Here is a 23,663-nt window from a genome sequence, read left to right as displayed (position 1 = left end):
TTGTCATCCTCCTGTAGACAGAGCATCCTAGATATAGGAAATAGGTTCTAAAAACATACTGGGTACGAAAATCTTAATATGTTTGTCAATCAACATGGTTACAGTTTCGGCTTGAGTTGTGCCCTTGACGGCTTATCGAAGCGAGAAAAAGATGCACAGAGGCAAAATAAACTGTTGGAATTAGGTTTGTTAACCAATAGAAACAGCACTTTCTTCGAGGAGGCTACCCAAACCTTAGCTAGGAATCTGGGACTACCTATTTGTTTAGTGGGTTTGATGGTGGAAGATGAAATAAATATTGTATCTGCAGTAGGTATCTATAGATTGGGTGTGGGTAACCCTAATTTGGTTTCCCGGCAGATCAGTCGCAACGATGCTTACTGTACCCTGGTGGTGGATAGTGCCATGCCACTAATGATTACCGATGCTCTGGCGGAACCATTTTTTGCTGAGGGGGAATTGTACCAGCGTTATGGTATTAGGTCTTACCTGGGCACTCCCCTGCTAACCAGGGATGGTGTGTGTCTCGGAACCTTGGCGGCCCTAGACTTTTCTCCCCATGATTTTAGGGAGCCAGATGTGGCCCTAATGAATATGACTGCCCGTTGGTGCATGGGGGAAATTGAACACCAAGCTTGTCTCGCCGCTAACCAGGGGCAACCTGACCGCAATTTCAATAATGTTAATGTCCGGTTAAGTTCGATCGCCGGGGGGGAGAATAGTGCTTTTTCTGCCAACGGTAACAACTTGAATAAACCACAGACATCAGGGCGATCGGCCCATTCTCCAGAGGCAGTCAAACTGCAATTGGTGCCCCATTACCTAATCCGTACCCAGCGGGACCTCACAGCCGTGATCGGTATGGCCAGTGTTTTAAGGGATGAGGTTTTTGGCAAGCTGAATGACAAACAAAAACAGTATCTAGAAATTATTCACCAGAGTGGCCAACGGGTTAACCAAGCCATTGAGGAAATTATTGAACTGGAGCAGATTAAACCCGTTCGCCAGGGCTTACAAATTGTCAATGTCAATTTGGCCCTACTGGGGGAGTATTGGCAGGATAAAATGGCCGCAGTACTCGGTCAACAACGGCTTGCCCTCAAACTTTCCCTAGAATCGGGGCTGAAATATTGGCCCCTAGACAAAGTTAAGGCCAGACAGGGAATATATTACCTATTGCTTAGTTTGTTGGATGAGGGGGTAACAGATGGCACGTTACACATTCACACCTCCGCTGACCAAGACTATTTGCACTTAACTGTTTGGGTTGATTCTCCCCAGGGCCAGGGTTTGCCCCATGTGCTCCTACAGGATTTACTCACAGAAGGGGAAGCCAACCAAGCAGAAGTAAATATCCAGTTGACCTTGGAGTACTTAGCTCTGAAACTTCAGGGCCATAACCAAGAAAGTCAGGGTCACCATTGCCGACAAATTTTGGCTTTAACCCTCAGTTTTTATTTCATCAAAAGTCATCAGGGGCAGATTGCGCTACAGGGCAGTGCCCAGCGGGGTTACCGTTACTGGGTGCAATGGCCTAAAATGTCGCCCCAAGCCAATATCAACCATAGTCAGCCTAATCTTTCACCGTTAATCAACCAATCAGCTTAGCTCACAATAATGGCGAAATCTGACTCCCAACTGCTCCACCGTCAAATTTTGCGTCCAATATTCCAACAGGGCATGGCCAAAGGCCCAGGCATTGCGATCGGGGGACACTGGATTGTCCAGCAATAGGGGCCAGAGAGTGAGTAGATCAAAACTGGTATCGTCGTTATCCGCCGCCAATAAATTAAATAGGTCATAGGCCAATTGGAGCTTCCCCAACACTAGGGGCAATTGCTCAATGGGAATTTGCTCCGCTAGTAGATAGGCTAGGGCCGGAGAACCGGTGGTCAAGCTAGAAACAAATTGCAACACCGGACTTTTTAACAAGGCCGTCACCCCTTGGGTAGTGGTCATTTGCAGAGCATAACGGTCAATGATTTGGGCCGCGGCCAGGGAACGGGCCTCCAGATTGCGTAAAAAGCGGGCTAGCCTTTGTTGTTGGGCCGGGCTAACCACAGTTACTAGGGCGACGGAAAGTTCTTCTAGGCCCCAAGGCGATCGCCCCACCGCTTCATCCCCACTCACAACGGGCAAAACTTGTTCACAATACTGCCCTAATTGCTCTACCCGATACTGCACCGCTTCCCGGATGGATTTTTCCTTGGCTTGTTCCCCCGATCGCCAATTGTAGGGGGGTTGCCATTGTCGCACAGGGCGCAGTCGGTCCACCTGGGTTACCAAAAGAATTAAAGGGCGATCGCCCCCCAGGGTTTGGAGATCCCGCACAAAGTCCGCATCCATCTGCAAAGCCGGATCTAAAGCGGGATTGAGCAATAAAATTACGTCGGCCCGTTGGGCATAGTCCAACACCAGTTGCCGCAAATCCTTCCGTTGCCCCTGCTCATAACCAGGACTGTCCCAAAGCATGAGCATTTCTCCATCCCTGGTGCGCCATTCATACTTGGTAATTTCCGTGGTGCTGGGCAGTAAATCCGTCACCGCCAAATTGGTTTGAAAAAGGGCATTAATCAAGCTACTTTTCCCCGCCCCAGTGCGCCCTACCAATAAAACATTGACCGGCTGTTGCTCCACTTCCTGGGGGGATTGCCCCTGGGCCAAAATATTCTGCAAAGTCTGGCTTTTAGCCTTAACTAGCCCTGGGATGGAGTTTCCCCCGCTAGCAAAATTGTCCGGCAAATTACCGCTGGCCGGATTGTACAAGGCGATCGCCTGGCGACAGAGGGTACGCAGGGTTGCTTCCCGTAACTGTTGACTCAAATTAACCAACAATTGCTGAGTCGCTTGCTGATTACTTTGCTGACTAGCTAACCGAGCCGCCGCCGCCACCGGATTGAGCAGCCATTGCCCCCAATACCACACCTGCCAAATTTTCCTTAGGGATGGTTCCAGCTTTTGATAAACTTCGTAGGATTGATACACCCGAGCTAGTGAAACTTGGTTGAGGGTGGGGGAAAGGTTGGCAACCCAGCGGTCCATATCATCCACTGTGCCCCGGATTAAACCATAGGCATCCGGTACGTAGATGTTGAGTAGGGGATATTTCACTTCTGGGTAATAGGTCTGGGCCACTAACGTCACCACCTGCTGACATCTCTGCCAAAATAGGGGCCAATCCTGCCACGCTGGCACATCTTGACGGGAAGCCTGGAGAATCTCGTTTAACGCCTGCTCAATTTTCCCAACGTTAACGTCCGCCGTGGACTCTCCCAGGGAAATGGTAGGGAAAGATGTTTGTCCATTGGGAGCCGCTAAGGGAGCGGTCCACCGCACTAGCAACCAACGCCAGCCCAGGAAAATTAGCACCACCACTGCCCAAATCCAGTTCAAATGCCAAGCATTAATTTGCCAACTGGCCGCCACCAGCAAAAAGCTTATTACCCCGGCAATGGGCAAAATTAAAATACCCACCTGCCAGGGACGAAAACGGGAATTGGCGATCGCCATGGGGGCTCCCAACAAAAAACATTGTCCCCATGGTATGGGCCCAGGGACAAAGTTTCAACAGGGATACCGTGATAGACTGGAAGGTTGGATTACGCCTGCCTGGAAAGCTACTTGACTACCCTATCCCGACCAGGATTTGTCTCTAGATATACTTGCAAACCAACTTTTTTACTTCTTCTTCAACCATGGCTGACGATATTCGCATTTTGATGTGCCCCCCCGACCACTACGACGTGGACTATGTAATTAATCCTTGGATGGAGGGCAATATCCACAAATCCTCCCAGGAGCGGGCCGTAGAGCAATGGAAAAAACTACACCAGACCATCAAAGAATGCGCCATCGTGGACTTGGTGAAGCCGGCAAAGGGTTGGCCTGATATGGTCTTTACCGCCAATGCGGGGCTGGTGCTAGGGGAAAATGTCGTACTGAGTCGCTTCTACCACAAAGAACGCCAGGGGGAAGAACCCTATTTCAAAGCTTGGTTTGAGGAAAATGGTTTCACCGTTTACGAACTGCCCCAGGATTTACCCTTTGAAGGGGCCGGGGATGCCCTGTTTGACCGGGAAGGCCGTTGGTTGTGGGCCGGCTATGGTTTCCGTTCCGAACTAGATTCCCATCCCTACATTGCCAAATGGCTAGATACAGAAGTAGTCTCCCTGCGGTTAATTGATGAGCGCTTCTATCACCTCGATACCTGTTTTTGCCCCCTGAGTGGTGGCTATTTACTCTACTATCCCCCTGCGTTTGACGCCTATTCCAACCGGGTAATTGAAATGCGGATTCCGCCGGAAAAAAGGATTATTGTCGAGGAACTGGATGCGGTTAATTTTGCCTGCAATGCGGTCAATGTTAACGACATCATCATTATGAATTTGGTGAGTCGAACCCTGAAGGAAAAATTAGCTGAGGCGGGCTTTAAGGTGCGGGAAACTCCCCTGACGGAATTTTTGAAAGCGGGGGGAGCGGCCAAATGTCTAACCCTGCGGGTAACGGAGCCCATTTTGCCAGATGTCCATGCCACCGTTTCCATTGAAAGTCGGGTGATTCGCATGGAGGGTCATCTACTCGATGCCGGTATTCTGAACCAAGCCCTGGATTTGGTGGTGGAAAACAGCGGTAGTTTCCGGGTGCTGAACTTCAATTTAGGGGTGGAGCGCAACAGTACTTCCAGCGCAGAGGTAAGGGTTTCGGCCCCCTCCCACCAAATTATGGAAGAGATCATGACCGAGCTGATTGATCTCGGCGCAGTGCCCCCTCCCCAGGAACTCTGTGATATCAACACCGAAACGGTGACCCAAGGGGGGGTAGCTCCCGATGATTTCTATGTCAGCACCATTTACCCCACAGAGGTGCGGGTTAATTGCGAATGGGTCCAGGTGACAGGACAACGGATGGATGCGGCCATTGTGGTCACCAGCAATCCCCCTTCGGCCCGCTGTGTGCTCCTCCGGGATCTCCAGGTCGGCGATCGAGTCATGGTGGGAGTCGAAGGTATTCGTACCATCAAAAAAGTGGAATCCCATGAAGGCGGAACCCGCAAAGAAAATAAGGAATTTGCCTTCATGGCAGCGGGGGTTTCCAGCGAGCGTCGGGTAGAACTTTTGGTGGAACAAATTGCCTGGGAAATGCGACAAATCCGGGACCAGGGAGGCAAAATTGTTGTTACCGCAGGACCTGTGGTGATCCATACTGGAGGAGCCCAACACCTTTCCCATCTGGTGCGGGAGGGCTATGTCCATGCCCTACTGGGGGGCAATGCGATCGCCGTCCATGACATTGAACAGGCCACCATGGGTACTTCCCTGGGGGTAGATATGCAACGGGGCATCCCAGTGCGGGGGGGGCACCGTCACCATCTGAAAATTATTAACAGTGTGCGGCGCTACGGTGGGATCCGCCAGGCGGTGGAAGCTGGATTTATCAGCAAAGGGGTTATGTACGAATGCGTAAAAAATAACATCCCCTATTGCCTAGCTGGTTCCATCCGGGATGACGGCCCCCTGCCCGACACGGAAATGAACCTAGTTCGGGCTCAGAGCCGTTACAGTGAGTTAATTCAGGGAGCAGATATGATTCTGATGCTGTCCAGCATGTTGCACTCCATTGGCGTCGGCAATATGACTCCTTCCGGCGTAAAAATGGTCTGTGTGGACATTAACCCCGCTGTGGTTACCAAACTGAGCGATCGTGGTTCAGTGGAATCCGTGGGGGTGGTCACCGATGTGGGGTTATTCCTCAGTCTTCTGGTACGACAACTGCAACAACTCACCAGACCCTATAGCTTGGCGGAAACACTTTAATTGTCATAACAATTCCTCGCCCTGGATGTTAGTCCCCAGGGCCAGGGCTAGTGGATTAGCCAGCTCCGCAGTAGGTAAAAAAGTTTTAAGGGATGGGCACAAATCTTCCCTGTCTCCGAGGAACTATATTATACTTTTAGCGTCGGGGTCCAGACTTTGGCCCCAGCTAAAAATTGATTTTCGTGATTCACAAGCGAGGTTATCGTGTTAAACAAATCTGTTCAGATCCTCTCTGGAGTTGTGCTTGCTGCTGCGGCCTTAGGTTTTACAACCCCCGCCCAGGCTGAGCCTTTTCAAACTAAGGGTAACATTTTATTGAGCCAGCTTCCTGGCCATGACATGTATCTTCCCGACCCTGAGCAAATGAGCTTCGACGGTCTGGCGATCGGTCGGGTACGGGGCAAGGTTGGCAGTATCATCCAGGTTGAACTGTTACCCTACGGTGATTTCCCCGGTTACATTGAGGTAAGCGACAATAGCCGCATCTACCACTGGGATGGTGCCGGTGCCGCTGAACCCGGTGATGATGTTTTGCTCCAGCCCGTCTTTGATGACAATGGTAACTATATCCGCACTGACTTCTATTCTGCGGCCCACCCCACTTGGTTGACCCGTTTGGATCTCAAAGAAGTTCAAGACGTTACCATTTCTGAAATTAACTTCCAATCCTCTGAGCCCGTGTCCTTGCCCCCCGTAACTCGGTCTGCCCCTGCCCCCGTGGCTCCTGCTCCGGCCCCCGCCCCCATGCCCATCCGTGGTCTTTGGTAAGCTGTCAGGTTACGTAATGAACTTAATCTACCGGCCTGTTTAACGGCCGGACTTAGTGTCTATATCTTCCTAAGCGTTGTGTTCGCAGCGCTTTTTTTGGCGATCGCCGTCCAAACTTTACAATTCTCGCCGTCCCTCCAAGGCCCTAGCCAGGGTAACTTCATCGGCATATTCCAAATCCCCTCCCATGGGCAAACCAAAGGCAATGCGGGTAACCTTGGTAAAAGGTTGCAGGAGTTTGCCCAAATATAACGTGGTGGTTTCCCCCTCCACACTAGGACTAATAGCCAAAATTACTTCTTTGATTTCTGGCTGACTAACCCGATGTAATAGGGGTTGAATGGTCAATTGCTCCGGGCCGATGCCGTCCATGGGGGAAATTACCCCGCCCAACACATGGTACTTACCCCGGAATTCCCTAGTTTTTTCCAGCGCAATCACATCCCTGGGGTCACTGACCACACAGATAACACTGTTATCCCGTTGGGGATGGCGGCAAATATCACAGACAGGCTCAGCGGATAAATGGAAGCATACTTGGCATTGCCCCACCCGTTTTTTTGCGTCGAGGAGGGCTTGGGCCAAATTCTCCACCTCCGCATCAGGACGTTTAAGCAGATGCAGGGCAAGACGTTGGGCAGTTTTTGGCCCCACACTGGGGAGCCGTTGCAATTGTTCAATGAGACGGGCTAGGGGAGGAGTATAAATAGTGCCAAGACCTCTCTTTTGTAGGGGAAATTTTACTGATGGGGCCAAGTAAACAGCCGTGGAAACCAAGGGCCTGTGGGCAGGGGAATTGACAGCCACCTTCCCCATATATTGTGCTACGCTATCGCCAATTATCGGCAAACCTTTCTGGGGTAGTCTTCATTCACCGTGGATAGACCACCAGTTTTAACTATATCTATTCTTCGTCCATCAGTACGTCCTATGCCTCAAACCAAAGCCCACCTGAGAGTGACTACCCATTCTTGGCCTGGAGGTTTTCTGGCGGGGGAAGTGCGGGCTGGGGACTATGAGTGGCAATTTCACTGGAATTTTCGGGGGGGGAAATTACGAGTGCAACCATCCCTCGGGCGATCGCTTATTTTTGAACCCCTGGGACGTTTTTTGGAACGCAGTGATTATCAATTGGAACCCGGTGGGGATTATGAATTCACTCTCCGTAGCCGACTGTAGATAAGAATTAGGAAAAGTCCCCCAATCATCTAGTTTCAAAGTTACAGGAAAGTTACTAACAAGTTCTGTTCTACTGCCCAGCGATCCCTGGGGCAGTCGGGAGGCTAAAATTAGATCAGCCCTGTCTATTGTCTAGGTAGATTTGTGCCTAGGTTGTTCTGTCCGCTGTCCATTTTTGCAAGGTATTTTTTATGAAAGGTAAACCCGCCGTCCTCGCCCAACTCCATAAGCTACTGCGTGGGGAGCTAGCTGCTAGGGATCAATATTTTATCCATTCCCGTATGTATCAAGATTGGGGTCTGGAAAAGCTTTATAGTCGGATCGACCATGAAATGCAGGACGAAACGGCCCATGCCAGCCTGTTGATTGAGCGCATCCTGTTTCTGGAAGAGACCCCCGACCTTTCCCAACAGGACCCAATTCGGGTGGGGAAAACCGTGCCGGAAATGTTGCAATACGACCTGGACTATGAGTATGAAGTCATTGCCAACCTGAAGGAAGCAATGGCCGTGTGTGAACAGGAGCAAGACTATCAAAGCCGGGACCTATTGCTGAAAATCCTAGCCGATACGGAAGAAGACCATGCCTATTGGTTAGAAAAACAGTTGGGGCTGATTGAAAAAATTGGTCTCCAAAATTATTTGCAATCTCAAATGAGCTAGGTTTGATTGGTTTTAAGCAACGATGACCCCATAAATCTCCCTCTTTCAAGACCTAGGGATTTTAGGGGGGACGGTTTTCCATAACAAAAATCTACCCCAGCAAAACCCTCTGTCGAGATCAGCCAGGAAAAAAGTCAGGGTCGGCCCCATTCTAGCCAGCGAATTGCCAGTTTTTTCCCCTCTTGCTGAACGATAACCGACACCGCTTCGAGAAAATCTTCCCCTTCCAGGGAAACATAGACCCAGGCTAGATCATTAGCTTCCATGGGGGGATATTGCCAGTCGGTGAGGAGGCAGTCTGCCATGGCGATCGCCCTCTGGATGGGGCCAGAACCATAGTAAATCATGGTTTCCACATCGGCCCGCAGAGTGGAGGGTGAATACTGGCGTTGGAGTGCAGAGCACAGTAGCCCGTGGGCCTTAGCATAATCACCCTGGGCGAGGTAGTCCCCAAATTGTTGGGCGAGGCCTATGGCTGGATTAGGCATTTGACAAAGGTTTAATAGTGTTCATCGAGCAAACTCCCCCAGCATTTTCACTTCTGGCTCTAAGAGGATGCCGTAGTGTTTTTCCACTTCCCCTTGCACATGGAAAATGAGGTTGAATACATCCTGGGCTTTAGCATTGTCAATATTAACGATGAAGTTCGCATGGCGTTGGGATACTTCCGCGCCACCAATGCGGTAACCCTTGAGTCCTAATTCTTCAATTAAACGGGCTGAATAAAGGGGCGTGGGATTGCGGAACACGCTGCCACAGTTGGGTTTGTCGTAGGGTTGGGTACTTTTGCGTTGATGTAAATTACGGGTGGTGCAGCCCATGATTTCTTCCCTGGTGAATCCCGGCGTTAACTTAAACGTGGCATCCACCACCAGGCGATCGCCAAGATGTTTTTGTAGATTAGAGGTGCGATAACTGAAACCTAATTGCTCGTTGGTTAAAACTTCTAAACCGCCGTCGGGACGCATTACCGTCGCTTCCACCAATGTTTCCGCTGTGCATTGATTATGGGCCCCGGCGTTCATCACCACAGCGCCCCCCACCGTACCGGGAATGCCCACAGCCCACTCCAGTCCTTGCCAGCCTCGTTTTGCGGCCTGCCAACCTACTTTGGCGATCGGTTCCCCGGCGGCCACGGTAATTAAACCCTGTTCTTCATCAAACTTGCTTTGCCGGAGATAACGGGTGCTTAGTACCAAACCGGCTAAGCCTTGGTCACTAATTAACAGGTTTGACCCGGCCCCTAAAAAAGTTAACGGTAAATCCTGACCCTGAAACCAGTCCAATACAGCGACTAAATCCTCCAGGCAACGGGGGGCCGCATACCACTCCGCTTTGCCTCCCACTCGATAGGTAGTGAATTCCGCCAGACTTGTTTCAGGCTGAATAATAGTCCCTGTTCCCGCCAAGGCGATCGCCGGAGTTTCCATGGGGGTGGGACGGGTAGCGGGGGAAATAATCATGGCGGTTGGTCCGGAAAATTAGCGGGACAGGAAGAAACGGTCAAAGATAACCCTAGGTTAGTTTGCCCAGCCTAGGCGCAGGCCGCCAGTACCGGCGCAATCTGCTGATTGAGGTTGCCCGCCCCTAAAAATAGCGCCAAATCACCACTCTGCAAAACTTTAGGCAAAAATTCCCTCAATTCCGTCAATCGGGGCTGGTAAACCACATGCCCATGGTGTTGACCCACCGCCTTAGCTAAATCTTCCCCCCGGATGTTGTAGGGATTTTGCTCCCCAGCACTGTAAATATCAGTTAAGACCACCAAATCCGCATCCTTAAACGCAGTGGCAAATTCCGCCATAAAAGTATGGGTCCGGCTGTAGCGATGGGGCTGGAAAATGGCCACTACCCGTTCGTATTTGCCATGGGTTACTTTTTGCTTAGCGGCGGCTAGGGTTGCCAGCAGTTCACTAGGGTGGTGAGCGTAGTCATCAATAAAGGTAATGCCGTTGCAGTAACCTTTGCACTCAAAGCGCCGTTTGGCACCATTAAAACTGGCGATCGCCTGGGCAATAACGGGGAAATCTAAACCGAGTAAACGGCCCACCGCCACCGCGGCCAAGGCATTACTAATGTTATGGTCACCGGGCAAAGTCACAGTCATGGTGCCCAAACAAACTCCCCTCTCCCATACTTCTACCTCATTACCATGGGCTTGACGCTTAATTTGCCGGGCCTGGTAATCCGCTTCGGGATGATTTTCTAAACTATAGGTAATGGTGGGGGAAAGATGTTGCCGCACCACACCACAGTCCAAACAACCGATTAAAGTTTGGCAATGGGATTCAAAAGTACGGAAAATTTCCACCACCTCGGCCAAGGTGGAGTAATGGTCGGGATGGTCTAATTCAATATTGGTGACAATGCCGATCTCTGGATGGTGCTTGGTCAAGGAGCCATCGGACTCGTCCACTTCCGCCACCAAATACTCCCCCGAACCCAGATAAGCATTACCCTGCCAAGCATCCACTTCCCCTCCCACCACAATGGTGGGGTCTAACCCAGCTTCCTTTAATACATAGCCAATTAAGCTACTGGTGGTGGTTTTGCCGTGGGTGCCCGCCACCCCAATGCCCCGGGACTCCGCAATCAAGGCCGCCAAAATATCGGAGCGGTGATAGATAGGACAATTTTTGGCGATCGCCCCTTGGTACTCTAAATTTCCCTCATTAATGGCAGTGGAGCACACCACCTGGGGTAAACAATGGGTTTGGTAGCGGCCATTGCCGTTGACTCCGTTGCTGGCCGATTCGGCAATCTGCTCCAGGGTTAAACCTGAACCGGGGGAGCCAGTGGGTAAAGCCACCGCTGGGTTAACTTGCAGGGATTGAAAATAGTCTAAATTCTCCGGCACCTGATCTTGGAAGATTTTTGCCCCCACGGACTCCAGGCGATCGGTAATATGGGTGCGGCGTAGGTCAGAGCCCGACACAGGCAGATGGCGTTTTGCGAGGACGTAGGCCAAAGCCGACATACCAATGCCCCCAATTCCCAAGAAATGGAAAGGACGACCACTAAAATCCACAGCACCCACAGCAACGCTCCTCACAAGCCATAAATGTTAACGTCTACAATCACCTGCCGGTTCACCGCACCTGTAATTGAGCGACATCATAGCAAAAACTCTACCCCCAGGCATAGACAAAACCCAGAGGCCACGGTAAACAGCGACGGAGAGAAAGGGAAAAAGATTCCCACCCCCCCTTTGAAATTCGGGATCTAAGTGTTCAGGCAATAGGATATGATTGGTGTCATTAATAATCCTTAAATGTACTGAGCTAAAACAGAGAGGGCAAGACGAACGTGACTAGAGTAGCAATTAACGGATTTGGACGGATCGGACGCAACTTTCTCCGTTGCTGGCTGGGGCGCACCGATAGCCAGTTAGAAGTAGTCGGTATCAACGACACCTCTGATCCCAGAACCAATGCTCACCTTTTGCGCTACGACTCCATGTTGGGTAAGTTGGATGCGGACATCAGTGCCGACGAAAACTCCATTACCGTCAATGGCAAGACTATTAAATGTGTTTCCGACCGGAATCCCCTCAATTTGCCCTGGGCAGAATGGAATGTAGATCTAGTCATCGAAGCCACCGGTGTTTTTGTTACCCATGAAGGGGCCACCAAGCACGTTCAAGCCGGAGCCAAAAAAGTTTTAATCACTGCTCCTGGCAAGGGGCCCAACATCGGCACCTATGTGGTGGGGGTCAATGCCCACGAATATAAGCACGAAGAATACGAAGTAATTAGTAACGCTAGTTGTACTACCAACTGCCTCGCCCCGATCGCCAAAGTAATCAACGACAATTTTGGCATCATCAAAGGCACCATGACCACCACCCACAGCTACACCGGAGACCAACGGATCCTCGATGCTAGCCACCGGGATCTACGCCGGGCCCGGGCTGCTGCCGTTAACATCGTGCCCACCTCCACCGGAGCTGCCAAAGCGGTGGCCCTGGTAATTCCTGAACTGCAAGGCAAATTGAACGGTATTGCCCTGCGGGTGCCCACCCCCAACGTTTCCGTGGTGGATTTGGTAGTACAAGTAGAGAAAAACACCATCGCTGAACAGGTTAACGGAGTGCTCAAAGAAGCAGCCAACACCAGCCTTAAAGGAGTGTTGGAATACACCGATTTGGAATTGGTTTCCAGCGACTTCCGGGGCACGGATTGCTCTTCCACTGTGGATGGTAGTCTGACCATGGTAATGGGCGGTGACATGGTTAAAGTCATTGCTTGGTACGACAACGAATGGGGCTATTCCCAACGGGTGGTGGACTTGGCTGAAATTGTGGCTAAAAACTGGAAATAGGTTTACTCACTGATTTTTGGGCTCATTAACGCAGTAAAAATTGACTAGGTAATAAACACCCTTAGTTTTGCTTAATCCTCCTTACCCTAGGGGGATTTTTCTTGCTTATGCCCATTTTGTCGCCATGGTTGTCACAGAAATGCTTTCAGGGTTATGGTTTGAAAGGTTCCATTTCCTTAACCCGGCGAAACTTTCCCCATGTCGTTTTTAACCTTTGATACCGAGTCCAACCAACGGAAAAGCTTTGAACTGCCCGGTGCTAAGCCCCACTACAATCCAGATCGCCCGGGGCAGGTAAATCATATTTTTTTGGACTTGAAAATCAACCTGGAGGAACGGCATTTACAGGGAGTTTGTCGCATCGCCCTCACGCCGGTGCGAGCTGGCATTGAGCAATTGACGTTGGACGCAGTGGACTTGAAAATTGCCTGGGTCTTAATTAAGGGGGTGAGCCAAAGCTTTGACTATGACGGGGAAAAATTAACCATCAACCCATTGCAACCCCTGGGAACGGAACCGGTCACCCTGGAAATTCAGTACGAATTGAAAAATCCCCGCCGGGGCATTTATTTTATCCAGCCCGATCGCCATTACCCCGATAAGCCGGTGCAAGTGTGGACCCAGGGGGAAGATGAAGATTCCCGCTATTGGTTCCCCTGTTTTGATTACCCAGGACAATTGGCCACATCGGAAATTCGGGTGCAGGTAGCCAAACCCCATCGGGTTATTTCCAACGGCAGTTTAATTGAGCAAAAAGATTTAGGCAATGAGCAAATTTTCCACTGGTCCCAAAGTCAAATTCACCCTACCTATTTAATGACCCTGGCGATCGGAGACTTTGCCGAAATAGTAGATCATTATGGCGATCTGCCAGTGCGCTACTACGTGGAAAAAGGAAGGGAAGCCGATGGACAACGGAGCATGGGCAAAACTCCCCGAATGATCGAGTTTTTTAACCAAACTTTTGGTTATCCCTATGCCTACCCCAACTATGACCAAGTTTGCGTGGCAGATTTCATTTTCGGGGGCATGGAAAACACTTCCACCACCCTATTAATGGACCGGTGTTTACTAGATGAACGGGCGGCATTAGATAACCGCAATACGGAAAGTTTAGTAGCCCATGAATTGGCGCACCAATGGTTTGGGGATTTAGTTGTTGTTAAACATTGGTCCCATGCTTGGCTCAAGGAAGGTATGGCTTCCTATGCTGAGGTTTTATGGACAGACCATGAATATGGCCAGGATGAGGCGGCCTATTACCTGTTGGGGGAAGCTCGTAACTATTTAGCAGAGGATAGTTCCCGCTACCGTCGTCCCATTGTTACCCACGTTTATCGCGAAGCCATTGAGCTTTACGATCGCCATTTGTATGAAAAGGGAGCCTGTGTTTACCACATGATCCGGGCGGTGTTGGGGGATGAGCTATTTTTTAGAGCTGTCCATACTTTTGTGAATGACCATGCCCATGGCACTGTGGAAACTGTGGACTTACTGCGGGCCATTGAAAAGGCTACGGGCTTTAATTTACTCTGGCTGTTTGATCAGTATGTTTTCCGGGGCGGTCACCCTGAATTTAAAGTTAGTTACAGTTGGGATAATGACAATAAATTAGCCAAGTTAACGGTGACCCAAACCCAAGCCAAGGCTAATAGTGACCACAAAGATTTGTTTAACCTAAAAATCCCTGTTGCTTTTAATTTTTTAGACGGAGAAAAAGTTACCAGTCAAGTTATTCCTTTACAACTCAAAGAACGGGAGCAGGTTTTTTATTTTCCCCTAACCCGTAAGCCAGATTTTATCAGTTTTGACCAGGGCAATAATTTCCTTAAAACCGTAGAATTAGCCTATCCTTTAACGGAATTAAAAGCCCAATGTACCCATGACCCCGATCCCATTGCCCGCATTCAAGCGGCGATCGCCATTGGCAAACAAGGCGGTTTGGAAGCGGTGGAATTTTTAGGCGAAAGATTGCAAAAAGAAGCTTTCTGGGGTGTGCGGGTGGAGATTGCCGAGCAATTAGCGGGTATTAACCTGGAACAAGCGGGAACGGCATTAATCAATGGTTTAGACAAAAACGACCACCCCAAAGTGCGGCGGGCGATTATTTCAGCCTTAGCCAAGGTAAAAACCGAAGCTAGTTACGAAGCTTTGAAAAAATGTTTGACCCAAGGAGAAACCAGTTATTACGCTGAAGCGGCAGCGGCGACGGCCCTGGGTGCCCTCGGCACTGGTCTGCTCAAAAATAACGAAGGGGAAATTATTCAACAATTGACAGAAGTTTTAAAAAATCGCTCCGGCTGGAATGAAGTTGTCCGTTGTGGGGCGATCGCCGGTTTGAGCCAACTGACCACTTCTGCCCAAGCGGTGGACGCAATTTTAGCCTATACTGCCAATGGTACGCCCCAACCCCTGCGTTTAGCTGCCATTCGAGCTTTAGGTGCTGTTTCCATCGGTCAATCCCCGGAAAAGTTAACGGAGATTCTGGAACGACTAACGGCGATCGCCCAGGAAGAATTTTTCCTCACCCAAGTTTCTGTTACTTCTGCCCTTGGCCAAATGGAAACCCCCAAGGCGATCGATATTTCGCAAAATCTTGCCAACCAAACCCCCGATGGTCGGGTGCGGCGCATGGCGGAAGAGGCGGTTAAAAAAGTCCAAGCCAAAATTGGCAGTGACGAAAAAATTAAAAATTTGCAAACTAACCTGGAAAAACTCCAACAGGAAAATCAAGATCTCCAAAGTCGCCTTGCTAAATTGGAAACTGTGATTAAAGCATCAACCGATACATCCGTCACGAACCTTTAGAATAATGTGGACAGATGCAAATTCTCGAATGTAAAGACGATCGCCAAAATAAGCTACCAACACAAACAAAACCCCATGCGTACTTTTACCCTTGCCTTACTGGCGATCGGCACCCTGGCACCTTCAGCCAGCGCCCAAACGGAAGAATTTAATTGGTGGTTGGACTGGGTTAAATCTCGCACCAACAATGAACCGATACCAGTTCAGATTCGCTCTCCTCAAGCATTACCGGCGAAGTTTAACCAGCCTAGGCAAGATTTAGAACAATTACAAAGACAATACACTCCCTATAGATATCGCAGTAATTCCAATCAAGTTAACTCAATTCCAATCACCGTAGAAGAGCGATTTAGTAATACCCCAAACAGTAGCAATGGTGTGGTCATTCCATCCACCTCAACTTCGACCATTGCTCCCGTTTCTAGCCAACCACCCCAAATACGCCAGGGATTACAGAGAAATGACTACATTGAGATTGATTTTCCTTCCAGCCCTCCCAATCTCCCCACCAGGACAGAAGTAGAATTCATTCCTCGCTCTGCACTGCCGACCCCTCTCCGTACTCGCTACCCTGGTGGCCCAACAGTCAAAGAAACTGAGTCCCGCATAGTGAGAAGACTTTGCACTGAGTACAAGCGGGGATTAACGCCTGGTGAATTGGATGAATTAGCCCGTAATTTAGTGGAAAAGAACCGGCTGTATCTCAGTGGTGAGGGCAAAAGTCCCCGTGGCTATGCAATAGACGCAAGGAACACCAAGAAATGCTGATGAAGATCACTAAACCGAGGTTGTTGTCAGTACAAAATATAGGACTGCGATAAGTCTATTTCCTTAGCTCTGCCTTTTATCCTACATTCCGCAGGTAGTGTATTTTTATTTATGGTTGAGTACGACACCAAGCCCATTTCAAGCTTTTCCTTTTTGCCCTCAGCCCAAAAGTGCAAAAAGACTACGCTATAGGTGGTATATTTGTGAAAAATTTACCACTATTAGTGGAACCTGCGGAAGGTGGGCTTTCGTTATAACCTGCTGTCGCCATGGCATTGCAATTCATCATTTTTTCTGTTTGAATCAGCTTTTTATTAAGCGACCACAACGGGGGTCAGATGGTAGACACGAGCAAGACTAGACGCAGTTTTAACATCATTTCTGCGCAGGGCCAGCCTGAGTTGATCAAGTTTTTGCGCTTCTGTAAGAGATAAGTAAGGAGACCAATCATGATCAGTGTAGGTTAGCTCAACTTGAACTTCTGCCATATAGTCCCCTTCGTGAATAATTTTTGTTTGGGTTCTGGTGTTCATAATTTTCTTGTTTTGTAGTCGTTTTCCCATTTGTTGTTACTAGGCCGATAAGCCGTAATTAAAACAGCGGGAGAATCTGAATTTTTGGGTATTCCCCAAACGGCATGGATAGGCTGATTTTGTAAATCTTTTTGTAAAACAAGGACACAAGCTCCTTTGGGATAATCAGGATAGTCTTCTATAACCTCGGCTTGATTCACGCTGGACAGAAGTTCCGTCACAAAAATGTTATCGCTGGCCAGTTCGTCGTAGCCATGGGCAGATATTTTAACTTCCTGTTTCTCTATCAATTGTAAAATCTGCTGAAAAGTGTGGCTCATACTTGTTGTTCTTGGCGATCGCCTCTTCTTATTTACTAGCAACTTCAAGCCATCCTTCCACAGCTTCTTTGACCATTTCCATCAGATGATCGTAACTATTCCCCCAAGTGTGACATCCAGGCAAAGCAGGAACAGAAGCGCACCATTGGTCTTGTTCTTGCCAGACTAATACTTTCAGCTTCATAAAATTTGGGTGTAGGGTTTGGTTGATTATATTGTAGACAACCATCTAGGGACGATGATTTAATCTTCATTCCCAAGATTTACTACTTCTAGCTAAACAAGCAGAACCATAGGCCGCTTCTGACTGAACGGATTTTTGTACCGGAACCTGGAGCAAATTTTGCCGAATAGTTTGCCAAGTTAAATTCTGTGCCCCACCCCCAGCAGTAAACACCTTTGTTAAGGTTGTTGCCCCCAACTTTTGCAACTTTTCATAACCCTGGGCTTCAATGCGAGCTAAACCTTCCAATAAACCTTGTAAAAAAATTGCATCATTCTCTGGTCTGGGTTCCAAGCGGGGTAATAAATTAGGGTCATTAATGGGAAATCTTTCCCCCGGTTGCAAAAGGGGATAGTAATCTAAGTCACTAGGTTGATGGGGATTAATTTTGGCACTTAATGCTGTTAACTGCGTTGACGAAAAATAATGTTGTAACACTGCTCCCCCCGCATTGGAAGCTCCCCCCGTTAACCATAAATCGCCTAGACGATGGCTATAAATACCGCTAGCTAGATCCGTCACTGGCTTTTCACTTAGTAACTTCAGCACCAGAGTGGAACCCAAAGAAGTGACCGCTTCCCCTGGTTGCGTTGCGCCACTGGCTAAAAAAGCAGCAATGCTGTCCGTGGTGCCGGCACAAACCAAATAATTTTTAGGGAATTTTTCTGCGTTGGCAATGCTGGGAGATAAGCGGGAAATTGCTTTACCGGGGGCAATTACTGGAGGTAAAAGGGCAAACCAAGAAGCATTTTTTAACCAATCAGGATAGGTTAAATTGTGGGGATTGTAGCCCAGCTTGAGGGCATTGTGATAATCACTAACGGGTCTGCCACCATGGAGCAAACTTGCTAACCAATCCGCTTGATGACAAAAGTAATTAGCTCGTTCAAACTCCGGTTGTTGGGAGTACCAAAGCAGTTTGGCTAGGCTAGAAGTAGCACTTTGCACTAAATGATCTGCTGGAGCTATTGCTGATAATAAATGCTTAACTTCTTTGCCCCGGTCATCGTTATACAACAGAGGCTCCATTAACCCATTGCCTTGGCTATCCAACAGTAAAACCGTGGAGGAAGTGCCATCAATGGCGATCGCCTGGATTTGACTGCTTAGTTCATCGGGAATTTGATCTAAAAGATGAAACAAACTTTCCCGCCAGATGGTAACCAATTGGGGGCCGGGAACCTGGGAAAACTGGACTTTTTCCTGCCAAATTAACTCTTTATTTTGATCAATTACCGCCGCCCTCGCCCCGGACGTACCAAAGTCTAAACCCAGGAACAATTTTGCTTGGTCAACCTTCTCCATAGGACTGGCCCAACTGAAAGGCGATCGCCTTGGTTTGCATCATCTTAAAAATGTTATAAAAACCATTGGCCCGGCTGGGGGTCAAGCTCACCTGTAAACCCGTCGCTTCAATGAAATCCGGCGTTAACTCGACAATTTCCGTGGGGGTTAAGCCGTTTAAACCCTGAATTAGTAAGGCCACCAAACCCTTGACCAATTGGGCATCGGAATCCCCCTGGTACATTACTTTGCCATCTTCCAGGTCAGCGGTGATATAAACCTGGGAAACACAACCTTGGACTTTATTAGCGGCAATTTTCCCTTCCTCCATCATCGGCTCCAGCTTTTTGCCGTACCACAACAACTGCTCATACCGTTTTTTGGGGTCAGTGTGCCGTTGGAAGCGTTCGACAATCTTAGCGAGATTGGGAGGTAAAGTAGCGTTGGCCATAACAAGGTTGGGAAAAATAATTGAGAGCCTGTTCATTGGGGTTCGATGCTGGCCCCAGATCAACCCACTAAAGCTCCGGTGACAATGGGCATTATGTAGCTTTTCTCCAGGGTTGGAGCAATCGGTAACTAGTCAAACTTACTCTGGGGCCTTGCCTATTGTATCTATTCCCACTGCTTCACTGATATGGGAAAAGCCCCCAGCCGCTAATTTTTCCCCCAAGCCCTGCAAGATATCGGAGACTACCCAAGGACCGCCATAAATCCAGCCGGTATAAATCTGTAGGAAACTCGCCCCTGCTTGAATTTTTTCCCAGGCATCCTCAGCAGTGAAAATCCCCCCCACGCCGATGATGGGAATGGTGCCGCCAGTTTGTTGATAGATATAGCGGATTACCTCTGTGGCTCGGTCTCGAATGGGTTGACCACTCAGTCCGCCAGCTTCCTGTTCTATGGGTTGACCTGTTTGGGGCAAAATTTTTGTCTTCAACCCCGATCGCCTGGTGCTGGTGTTGGTGGCGACGATGCCTGAGAGGTTATGTTCTTTGACTAGGTCGATAATGACGGCGATCGCCTCCCAGGACAGATCTGGAGAAATTTTTACCAAAAGGGGTTTTTGCCAATGGTTAGCCGATTGCAAGCCAGCAAAAATGCGGGGCAACTCGTCAGACTCCTGCAAACTGCGTAACCCAGGGGTATTGGGAGAACTGACATTGACCACAAAATAGTCCGCCACCGGGGCCAAGGTCTGAAAACTAAAAACGTAATCCTCCACCGCTTGGTCCAGGGGAGTAATTTTCGACTTACAAAGATTGATGCCAATGGGAATGGTACGGGGATAGTAGTCCCAGGTGTGTTTTAATTTTGCCGCCATGGCCACGGCCCCCTCATTGTTGGCCCCCAAACGGTTTAACACTGCTTGGTCTTGTGGCAAACGAAACAGACGGGGACGGTCATTCCCTGGTTGGGCATATTTGGTCACAGCCCCCAATTCCGCAAAACCAAAACCCAGGGCAGGCCAAACGGCGGCCGCTTCCCCCTCCTTATCACAGCCAGCCGATAGACCAAGCACATTGGGAAAATTTAAGCCCCAACAGGTTTGTTGTAAACGAGGGTCTGCATGGGTAAAAGCTTGCTCCAGTTGCTCCATGGCCACAGCAAAACCATTGCGATGCATGGTATCCACTTTCTTTAAAGTTTGAATAAGCCGTTGATGGCCCCTTTCCGGATCACTTTTGGTTACGGATAAGATCAGGGGATAGAGAGAACGGGCAAAACGCAACATAGGGCGGCAAAAGGAAGTTTTGATAGGGGCAGGACTGGTTACTAGAGGGCTGCCCAGGGTAGGGAAAAAACCCTAGGGATCTTGAAGAACGAGGACACCACCGACCCCAAGAGAGCTATACCCTTCAAGAATTCTAATCATAACCATCAAAACTATTGGGACTATACTAAGCAGGTAAATTTCATTACAATAATCGGCAAGCTTGCTGAGCTGAGACTCAGTTAATCATTTCAACCCTCCCAGCGGACGGCACCATGACTTCAGGCATTGATCTTCAGAATAGTTTTCTTCAGTCACTCCAGGGTTTTGGCCTGCCCCCAGGATTAGCGAAGCTGTTTTGGATTCCCCTCCCCTCCATTTTGATGATCATCGGAGCTACCGTCGGGGTGTTGGTGGTGGTGTGGCTGGAAAGAAAGATTTCCGCCGCCGCTCAACAAAGGATTGGGCCAGAATACGCAGGTCCTTTAGGGGTGTTACAACCCGTGGCCGATGGCATCAAGCTAGTATTCAAAGAAGATGTAGTACCCGCCAAGGCTGACCCCTGGTTGTTCACCCTTGGCCCTGTACTGGTGGTACTGCCGGTTTTTCTTTCCTATCTCATCGTGCCCTTCGGCCAGAACTTGGTCATTACTGACATTAACGTTGGTATTTTTCTCTGGATTGCCCTTTCCAGTATTGCTCCCATCGGGTTGTTGATGTCTGGTTATGCTTCCAATAATAAGTATTCCCTTTTGGGGGGTCTCCGGGCGGCAGCCCAGTCCATTAGCTACGAAATTCCCCTTTCCCTGGCCGTGTTGGCGATCGTGATGATGTCTAACAGCCTCAGCACCATCGACATCGTTGACCAACAGTCCGGTTACGGCATTTTGGGGTGGAATATTTGGCGGCAACCGGTGGGCTTTCTGATTTTCTGGATTGCAGCCTTGGCGGAATGTGAGCGACTACCCTTTGACCTACCGGAAGCCGAAGAAGAATTGGTAGCAGGCTATCAAACCGAATATGCTGGGATGAAATTCGCCCTGTTCTACCTTGGCTCCTACGTTAACCTTGTACTTTCTGCCTTGGTATTTTCGGTGCTTTATCTGGGCGGTTGGGACTTCCCCATTCCCCTGGAAAATGTGGCCAATTGGCTGGGAGTTGCCCCTACCACTTCCTGGTTGCAGGTGCTGATGGCGGCCCTCGGTATCACCATGACGGTGCTGAAGTCCTATTTCCTCATCTTCATTGCTATTTTGCTCCGTTGGACAGTGCCCAGGGTGCGTATTGACCAATTGTTAAACTTGGGTTGGAAATTTTTATTGCCCGTTGCCCTAGCAAACCTTCTCATCACTGCCGCCCTGAAATTGACCTTTCCCATGGCCTTTGGCGGTTAGTCCTCTTCCAACAAAGATTAGCTGGGATGTCACTGAAATTTGTCTTAGCCCAGCTTCTAACTTTGGCCGACTTAAACCTTTAATCATTTGCTTATCCCAATCCCAAATCTATGTTTAACAACATTCTCAAACAGGTAGGCGATTACGCTAAAGAGAGCTTGCAAGCGGCTAAGTATATCGGTCAGGGGTTAGCAGTTACCTTTGACCACATGAGTCGTCGGCCCATCACGGTGCAATATCCCTACGAAAAGCTCATTCCCTCAGAACGATTCCGGGGCAGAATTCATTTTGAGTTTGATAAATGTATTGCCTGTGAAGTCTGTGTGCGGGTTTGTCCCATTAACTTGCCCGTAGTCGACTGGGAATTTAATAAGGCAGTTAAGAAAAAAGAACTCAAACATTACAGCATCGACTTCGGTGTATGTATTTTCTGCGGTAATTGCGTGGAGTACTGTCCCACAAACTGCCTCTCCATGACCGAGGAATATGAATTGGCGGCCTATGATCGCCATGACTTGAACTATGACAACGTGGCTTTGGGAAGGTTGCCCTATAAAGTGACCGAAGACCCCATGGTGACTCCCCTGCGGGAACTAGGCTACTTACCCAAAGGAGTAATAGAACCCCACAATTTACCCAAGGGTAGTCAACGGGCCGGACAACATCCCGAAGATTTGGTGAAAGCAGAATAGGTTGATGATTTATTCCTTGGCTTTACCCGTTAAAGTAAACTCGTTGTGAACCAATTTTGCCCTTCCACTATCCGTACCTAGGAGATTAACCACTGTGAATTTAGCTGAAGGTGTTCAGTACATATCCTTCCTAATCCTGGCTTTTTTAGTCATTGGGGCGGCCCTGGGGGTCGTACTGCTCTCTAATATTGTTTATTCTGCCTTCCTATTGGGGGGAGTTTTCCTCAGTATTTCCGGTATTTATATTCTGCTCAATGCGGATTTTGTGGCGGCGGCCCAAGTGCTAGTTTACGTGGGGGCAGTCAGTGTACTTATTCTTTTTGCCATTATGTTGGTCAATAAACGGGAGGATTTTTCCAAAATTCCCGGTCGTTGGCTAAGAAATGTTTCCACTGCTCTGGTATGTACCGGCATCTTTGCCCTGTTGAGCACCATGGTGTTGATCACCCCCTGGCAGATTAATGAAACGGGGCCTTTTGTGGAAAACACCCTAGTCACCATTGGCAAACACTTTTTTAGTGATTACCTTTTGCCCTTTGAGTTGGCTTCCGTTCTGCTATTGATGGCCATGGTGGGGGCAATTATTTTGGCCCGTCGGGACTTAATTCCCGAATTGTCCGAGGAAAACAAAACCGCCACGGCCCTGACTTTGCCAGAGCGTCCCCGGGAGTTAACCTCCGCTTCCAAATAGATGCTGCCTAGGTAGGTTAGTGGCAGCTTCTTCAATCTTGCCGGTTAATTGGGCAAAACTTAAGCAAAAATCTTCCGCCCTAACCTAATTTTATTTACGGTTTTATTCATAACTCTAGTTAAATTTCTCTTACCCCACTATGCATTTGCAGCTTCAATATTGTTTGATCCTAGCGGCCGCCCTCTTTTGCATTGGCATTTATGGTCTCATCACTAGCCGTAATGCGGTGCGGGTGTTGATGTCCATTGAACTATTGCTCAACGCAGTTAACCTCAACCTGATGGGTTTTTCCAATTATCTTGATCCGAGCAACATTCGGGGCCAGGTGTTTGCCATTTTTGTCATTACCATTGCCGCCGCCGAAGCCGCTGTGGGTCTGGCGATCGTGCTAGCCATTTACCGCAACCGGGAAACAACCGATATGGAACAATTCAATCTCCTGAAGTGGTAGAAGATATCAGGATTATAAAGTGTTTTAAAAGCCCCCCTAGCCC

23 protein-coding genes are annotated in these 23,663 nt (G+C 49.0%); 12 read left to right on the top strand and 11 right to left on the bottom strand.

The window, feature by feature from the left end; translation table 11 throughout:
- The first annotated feature begins 78 nt into the window (after positions 1 to 78).
- Positions 79 to 1,608, top strand: a complete 1,530-nt coding sequence (locus SYNPCCP_RS15265) for a GAF domain-containing protein (RefSeq protein ID WP_010874125.1) — start codon at positions 79 to 81, stop codon at positions 1,606 to 1,608.
- Here SYNPCCP_RS15265 and SYNPCCP_RS15260 read toward each other — a convergent pair.
- Positions 1,600 to 3,525 (bottom strand): GTPase family protein, encoded by a 1,926-nt coding sequence (locus SYNPCCP_RS15260; RefSeq protein ID WP_228670065.1) that lies wholly within the window; start codon positions 3,523 to 3,525, stop codon positions 1,600 to 1,602. The two genes, SYNPCCP_RS15265 and SYNPCCP_RS15260, sit on opposite strands and share 9 nt — an antisense overlap.
- A gap of 170 nt (positions 3,526 to 3,695) precedes the next feature.
- Here SYNPCCP_RS15260 and SYNPCCP_RS15255 point away from each other — a divergent pair, with 170 nt between their 5' ends.
- Together SYNPCCP_RS15255 and SYNPCCP_RS15250 are read left to right on the top strand one after the other, a co-directional pair.
- Positions 3,696 to 5,813: a TIGR00300 family protein gene (locus tag SYNPCCP_RS15255; protein WP_010874123.1), complete on the top strand. Its 2,118-nt coding sequence runs from the start codon at positions 3,696 to 3,698 to the stop codon at positions 5,811 to 5,813.
- Between the two features lie 240 nt (positions 5,814 to 6,053).
- Positions 6,054 to 6,581, top strand: coding sequence for a hypothetical protein (locus tag SYNPCCP_RS15250; protein ID WP_223211305.1), 528 nt, complete (start codon positions 6,054 to 6,056; stop codon positions 6,579 to 6,581).
- A 117-nt stretch (positions 6,582 to 6,698) separates the two neighbouring features.
- Here SYNPCCP_RS15250 and recR read toward each other — a convergent pair whose 3' ends face one another.
- Positions 6,699 to 7,397 carry a recombination mediator RecR gene (gene recR, locus SYNPCCP_RS15245; protein ID WP_010874121.1) on the bottom strand — a complete coding sequence of 233 codons (699 nt, stop codon included), beginning with the start codon at positions 7,395 to 7,397 and terminating at the stop codon, positions 6,699 to 6,701.
- A 60-nt stretch (positions 7,398 to 7,457) separates the two neighbouring features.
- Here recR and SYNPCCP_RS15240 point away from each other — a divergent pair, with 60 nt between their 5' ends.
- Together SYNPCCP_RS15240 and bfr are read left to right on the top strand one after the other, a co-directional pair.
- Complete coding sequence (locus SYNPCCP_RS15240; protein ID WP_010874120.1) at positions 7,458 to 7,760, top strand: DUF3146 family protein; 303 nt, start codon at positions 7,458 to 7,460, stop codon at positions 7,758 to 7,760.
- A 191-nt stretch (positions 7,761 to 7,951) separates the two neighbouring features.
- Entirely contained in the window at positions 7,952 to 8,422 is a 471-nt protein-coding gene (gene bfr / locus SYNPCCP_RS15235) for a bacterioferritin (protein WP_010874119.1), read from the top strand.
- Between the two features lie 134 nt (positions 8,423 to 8,556).
- On the opposite strand, the gene SYNPCCP_RS15230 is transcribed toward bfr, so the two are convergent.
- The 3 genes from SYNPCCP_RS15230 to murC all read right to left on the bottom strand — a co-directional run bounded on the left by SYNPCCP_RS15230 (position 8,557) and on the right by murC (position 11,474).
- The gene (locus SYNPCCP_RS15230) at positions 8,557 to 8,910 is read right to left on the bottom strand and encodes a hypothetical protein (RefSeq protein WP_010874118.1); all 354 of its coding nucleotides are present in this window, start codon (positions 8,908 to 8,910) and stop codon (positions 8,557 to 8,559) included.
- A gap of 21 nt (positions 8,911 to 8,931) precedes the next feature.
- A complete protein-coding gene (gene murB, locus SYNPCCP_RS15225) occupies positions 8,932 to 9,885 on the bottom strand; it encodes a UDP-N-acetylmuramate dehydrogenase (protein ID WP_010874117.1) in 954 nt (317 codons plus the stop codon).
- Positions 9,886 to 9,956: 71 nt separating this feature from the next.
- Positions 9,957 to 11,474 carry a UDP-N-acetylmuramate--L-alanine ligase gene (murC, locus tag SYNPCCP_RS15220; RefSeq protein WP_010874116.1) on the bottom strand — a complete coding sequence of 506 codons (1,518 nt, stop codon included), beginning with the start codon at positions 11,472 to 11,474 and terminating at the stop codon, positions 9,957 to 9,959.
- A gap of 254 nt (positions 11,475 to 11,728) precedes the next feature.
- Here murC and SYNPCCP_RS15215 point away from each other — a divergent pair, with 254 nt between their 5' ends.
- The 3 genes from SYNPCCP_RS15215 to SYNPCCP_RS15205 all read left to right on the top strand — a co-directional run bounded on the left by SYNPCCP_RS15215 (position 11,729) and on the right by SYNPCCP_RS15205 (position 16,318).
- Positions 11,729 to 12,742 (top strand): type I glyceraldehyde-3-phosphate dehydrogenase, encoded by a 1,014-nt coding sequence (locus tag SYNPCCP_RS15215; RefSeq protein ID WP_010874115.1) that lies wholly within the window; start codon positions 11,729 to 11,731, stop codon positions 12,740 to 12,742.
- A 198-nt stretch (positions 12,743 to 12,940) separates the two neighbouring features.
- On the top strand, positions 12,941 to 15,550 hold the full coding sequence (locus SYNPCCP_RS15210; protein WP_010874114.1) for a M1 family metallopeptidase: 2,610 nt from the start codon (positions 12,941 to 12,943) through the stop codon (positions 15,548 to 15,550).
- A 75-nt stretch (positions 15,551 to 15,625) separates the two neighbouring features.
- A complete protein-coding gene (locus tag SYNPCCP_RS15205) occupies positions 15,626 to 16,318 on the top strand; it encodes a hypothetical protein (protein ID WP_020861953.1) in 693 nt (230 codons plus the stop codon).
- A gap of 314 nt (positions 16,319 to 16,632) precedes the next feature.
- Here SYNPCCP_RS15205 and SYNPCCP_RS15200 read toward each other — a convergent pair whose 3' ends face one another.
- From SYNPCCP_RS15200 to SYNPCCP_RS15175, 6 genes are all read right to left on the bottom strand, one after another.
- Positions 16,633 to 16,851 carry a hypothetical protein gene (locus tag SYNPCCP_RS15200; RefSeq protein ID WP_041425871.1) on the bottom strand — a complete coding sequence of 73 codons (219 nt, stop codon included), beginning with the start codon at positions 16,849 to 16,851 and terminating at the stop codon, positions 16,633 to 16,635.
- Positions 16,848 to 17,171, bottom strand: coding sequence for a DUF4258 domain-containing protein (locus tag SYNPCCP_RS15195; protein ID WP_010874112.1), 324 nt, complete (start codon positions 17,169 to 17,171; stop codon positions 16,848 to 16,850). Before SYNPCCP_RS15195 ends, SYNPCCP_RS15200 begins: the two co-directional genes overlap by 4 nt.
- A gap of 28 nt (positions 17,172 to 17,199) precedes the next feature.
- Complete coding sequence (locus tag SYNPCCP_RS15190; RefSeq protein WP_071822676.1) at positions 17,200 to 17,355, bottom strand: type II toxin-antitoxin system HicB family antitoxin; 156 nt, start codon at positions 17,353 to 17,355, stop codon at positions 17,200 to 17,202.
- 66 nt (positions 17,356 to 17,421) lie between these two features.
- Positions 17,422 to 18,699 carry an FGGY-family carbohydrate kinase gene (locus SYNPCCP_RS15185; RefSeq protein ID WP_010874111.1) on the bottom strand — a complete coding sequence of 426 codons (1,278 nt, stop codon included), beginning with the start codon at positions 18,697 to 18,699 and terminating at the stop codon, positions 17,422 to 17,424.
- The gene (locus tag SYNPCCP_RS15180; protein WP_010874110.1) at positions 18,686 to 19,165 is read right to left on the bottom strand and encodes a SufE family protein; all 480 of its coding nucleotides are present in this window, start codon (positions 19,163 to 19,165) and stop codon (positions 18,686 to 18,688) included. The genes SYNPCCP_RS15185 and SYNPCCP_RS15180 overlap by 14 nt, the downstream gene beginning before the upstream one ends.
- 102 nt (positions 19,166 to 19,267) lie before the next feature.
- Positions 19,268 to 20,413 carry a quinone-dependent dihydroorotate dehydrogenase gene (locus tag SYNPCCP_RS15175; protein ID WP_010874109.1) on the bottom strand — a complete coding sequence of 382 codons (1,146 nt, stop codon included), beginning with the start codon at positions 20,411 to 20,413 and terminating at the stop codon, positions 19,268 to 19,270.
- A gap of 254 nt (positions 20,414 to 20,667) precedes the next feature.
- Here SYNPCCP_RS15175 and nuoH point away from each other — a divergent pair, with 254 nt between their 5' ends.
- The 4 genes from nuoH (at position 20,668) to nuoK (ending at position 23,620) form a co-directional block, all read left to right on the top strand.
- The gene (nuoH, locus tag SYNPCCP_RS15170; protein WP_010874108.1) at positions 20,668 to 21,786 is read left to right on the top strand and encodes an NADH-quinone oxidoreductase subunit NuoH; all 1,119 of its coding nucleotides are present in this window, start codon (positions 20,668 to 20,670) and stop codon (positions 21,784 to 21,786) included.
- 110 nt (positions 21,787 to 21,896) lie between these two features.
- Entirely contained in the window at positions 21,897 to 22,478 is a 582-nt protein-coding gene (gene ndhI, locus SYNPCCP_RS15165) for an NAD(P)H-quinone oxidoreductase subunit I (protein ID WP_010874107.1), read from the top strand.
- 94 nt (positions 22,479 to 22,572) lie between these two features.
- Complete coding sequence (locus SYNPCCP_RS15160) at positions 22,573 to 23,169, top strand: NADH-quinone oxidoreductase subunit J (protein WP_010874106.1); 597 nt, start codon at positions 22,573 to 22,575, stop codon at positions 23,167 to 23,169.
- A 145-nt stretch (positions 23,170 to 23,314) separates the two neighbouring features.
- Entirely contained in the window at positions 23,315 to 23,620 is a 306-nt protein-coding gene (gene nuoK, locus SYNPCCP_RS15155; RefSeq protein ID WP_197525966.1) for an NADH-quinone oxidoreductase subunit NuoK, read from the top strand.
- Positions 23,621 to 23,663: the final 43 nt, after the last annotated feature.

Origin of the sequence: Synechocystis sp. PCC 6803 substr. PCC-P (assembly GCF_000284455.1) — a bacterium.
Lineage (GTDB): Bacteria > Cyanobacteriota > Cyanobacteriia > Cyanobacteriales > Microcystaceae > Synechocystis.
Note: the sequence above shows the minus strand (reverse complement) of the source record. Positions and strands in the feature narration are given on the sequence as shown.

Excerpts from the sequence above, each read along its gene's own strand:
- SYNPCCP_RS15265 (WP_010874125.1), top strand. The coding sequence starts at position 79 with ATGTTTGTCAATCAACATGGTTACAGTTTCGGCTTGAGTTGTGCCCTT.
- SYNPCCP_RS15175 (WP_010874109.1), bottom strand. The coding sequence starts at position 20,413 with ATGTTGCGTTTTGCCCGTTCTCTCTATCCCCTGATCTTATCCGTAACC.
- SYNPCCP_RS15195 (WP_010874112.1), bottom strand. The coding sequence starts at position 17,171 with ATGAGCCACACTTTTCAGCAGATTTTACAATTGATAGAGAAACAGGAA.
- murB (WP_010874117.1), bottom strand. The coding sequence starts at position 9,885 with ATGATTATTTCCCCCGCTACCCGTCCCACCCCCATGGAAACTCCGGCG.
- recR (WP_010874121.1), bottom strand. The coding sequence starts at position 7,397 with ATGGGGAAGGTGGCTGTCAATTCCCCTGCCCACAGGCCCTTGGTTTCC.
- SYNPCCP_RS15230 (WP_010874118.1), bottom strand. The coding sequence starts at position 8,910 with ATGCCTAATCCAGCCATAGGCCTCGCCCAACAATTTGGGGACTACCTC.
- ndhI (WP_010874107.1), top strand. The coding sequence starts at position 21,897 with ATGTTTAACAACATTCTCAAACAGGTAGGCGATTACGCTAAAGAGAGC.
- nuoH (WP_010874108.1), top strand. The coding sequence starts at position 20,668 with ATGACTTCAGGCATTGATCTTCAGAATAGTTTTCTTCAGTCACTCCAG.
- SYNPCCP_RS15255 (WP_010874123.1), top strand. The coding sequence starts at position 3,696 with ATGGCTGACGATATTCGCATTTTGATGTGCCCCCCCGACCACTACGAC.
- SYNPCCP_RS15190 (WP_071822676.1), bottom strand. The coding sequence starts at position 17,355 with ATGAAGCTGAAAGTATTAGTCTGGCAAGAACAAGACCAATGGTGCGCT.
- SYNPCCP_RS15200 (WP_041425871.1), bottom strand. The coding sequence starts at position 16,851 with ATGAACACCAGAACCCAAACAAAAATTATTCACGAAGGGGACTATATG.
- SYNPCCP_RS15185 (WP_010874111.1), bottom strand. The coding sequence starts at position 18,699 with ATGGAGAAGGTTGACCAAGCAAAATTGTTCCTGGGTTTAGACTTTGGT.
- SYNPCCP_RS15180 (WP_010874110.1), bottom strand. The coding sequence starts at position 19,165 with ATGAACAGGCTCTCAATTATTTTTCCCAACCTTGTTATGGCCAACGCT.
- bfr (WP_010874119.1), top strand. The coding sequence starts at position 7,952 with ATGAAAGGTAAACCCGCCGTCCTCGCCCAACTCCATAAGCTACTGCGT.
- SYNPCCP_RS15205 (WP_020861953.1), top strand. The coding sequence starts at position 15,626 with ATGCGTACTTTTACCCTTGCCTTACTGGCGATCGGCACCCTGGCACCT.
- SYNPCCP_RS15210 (WP_010874114.1), top strand. The coding sequence starts at position 12,941 with ATGTCGTTTTTAACCTTTGATACCGAGTCCAACCAACGGAAAAGCTTT.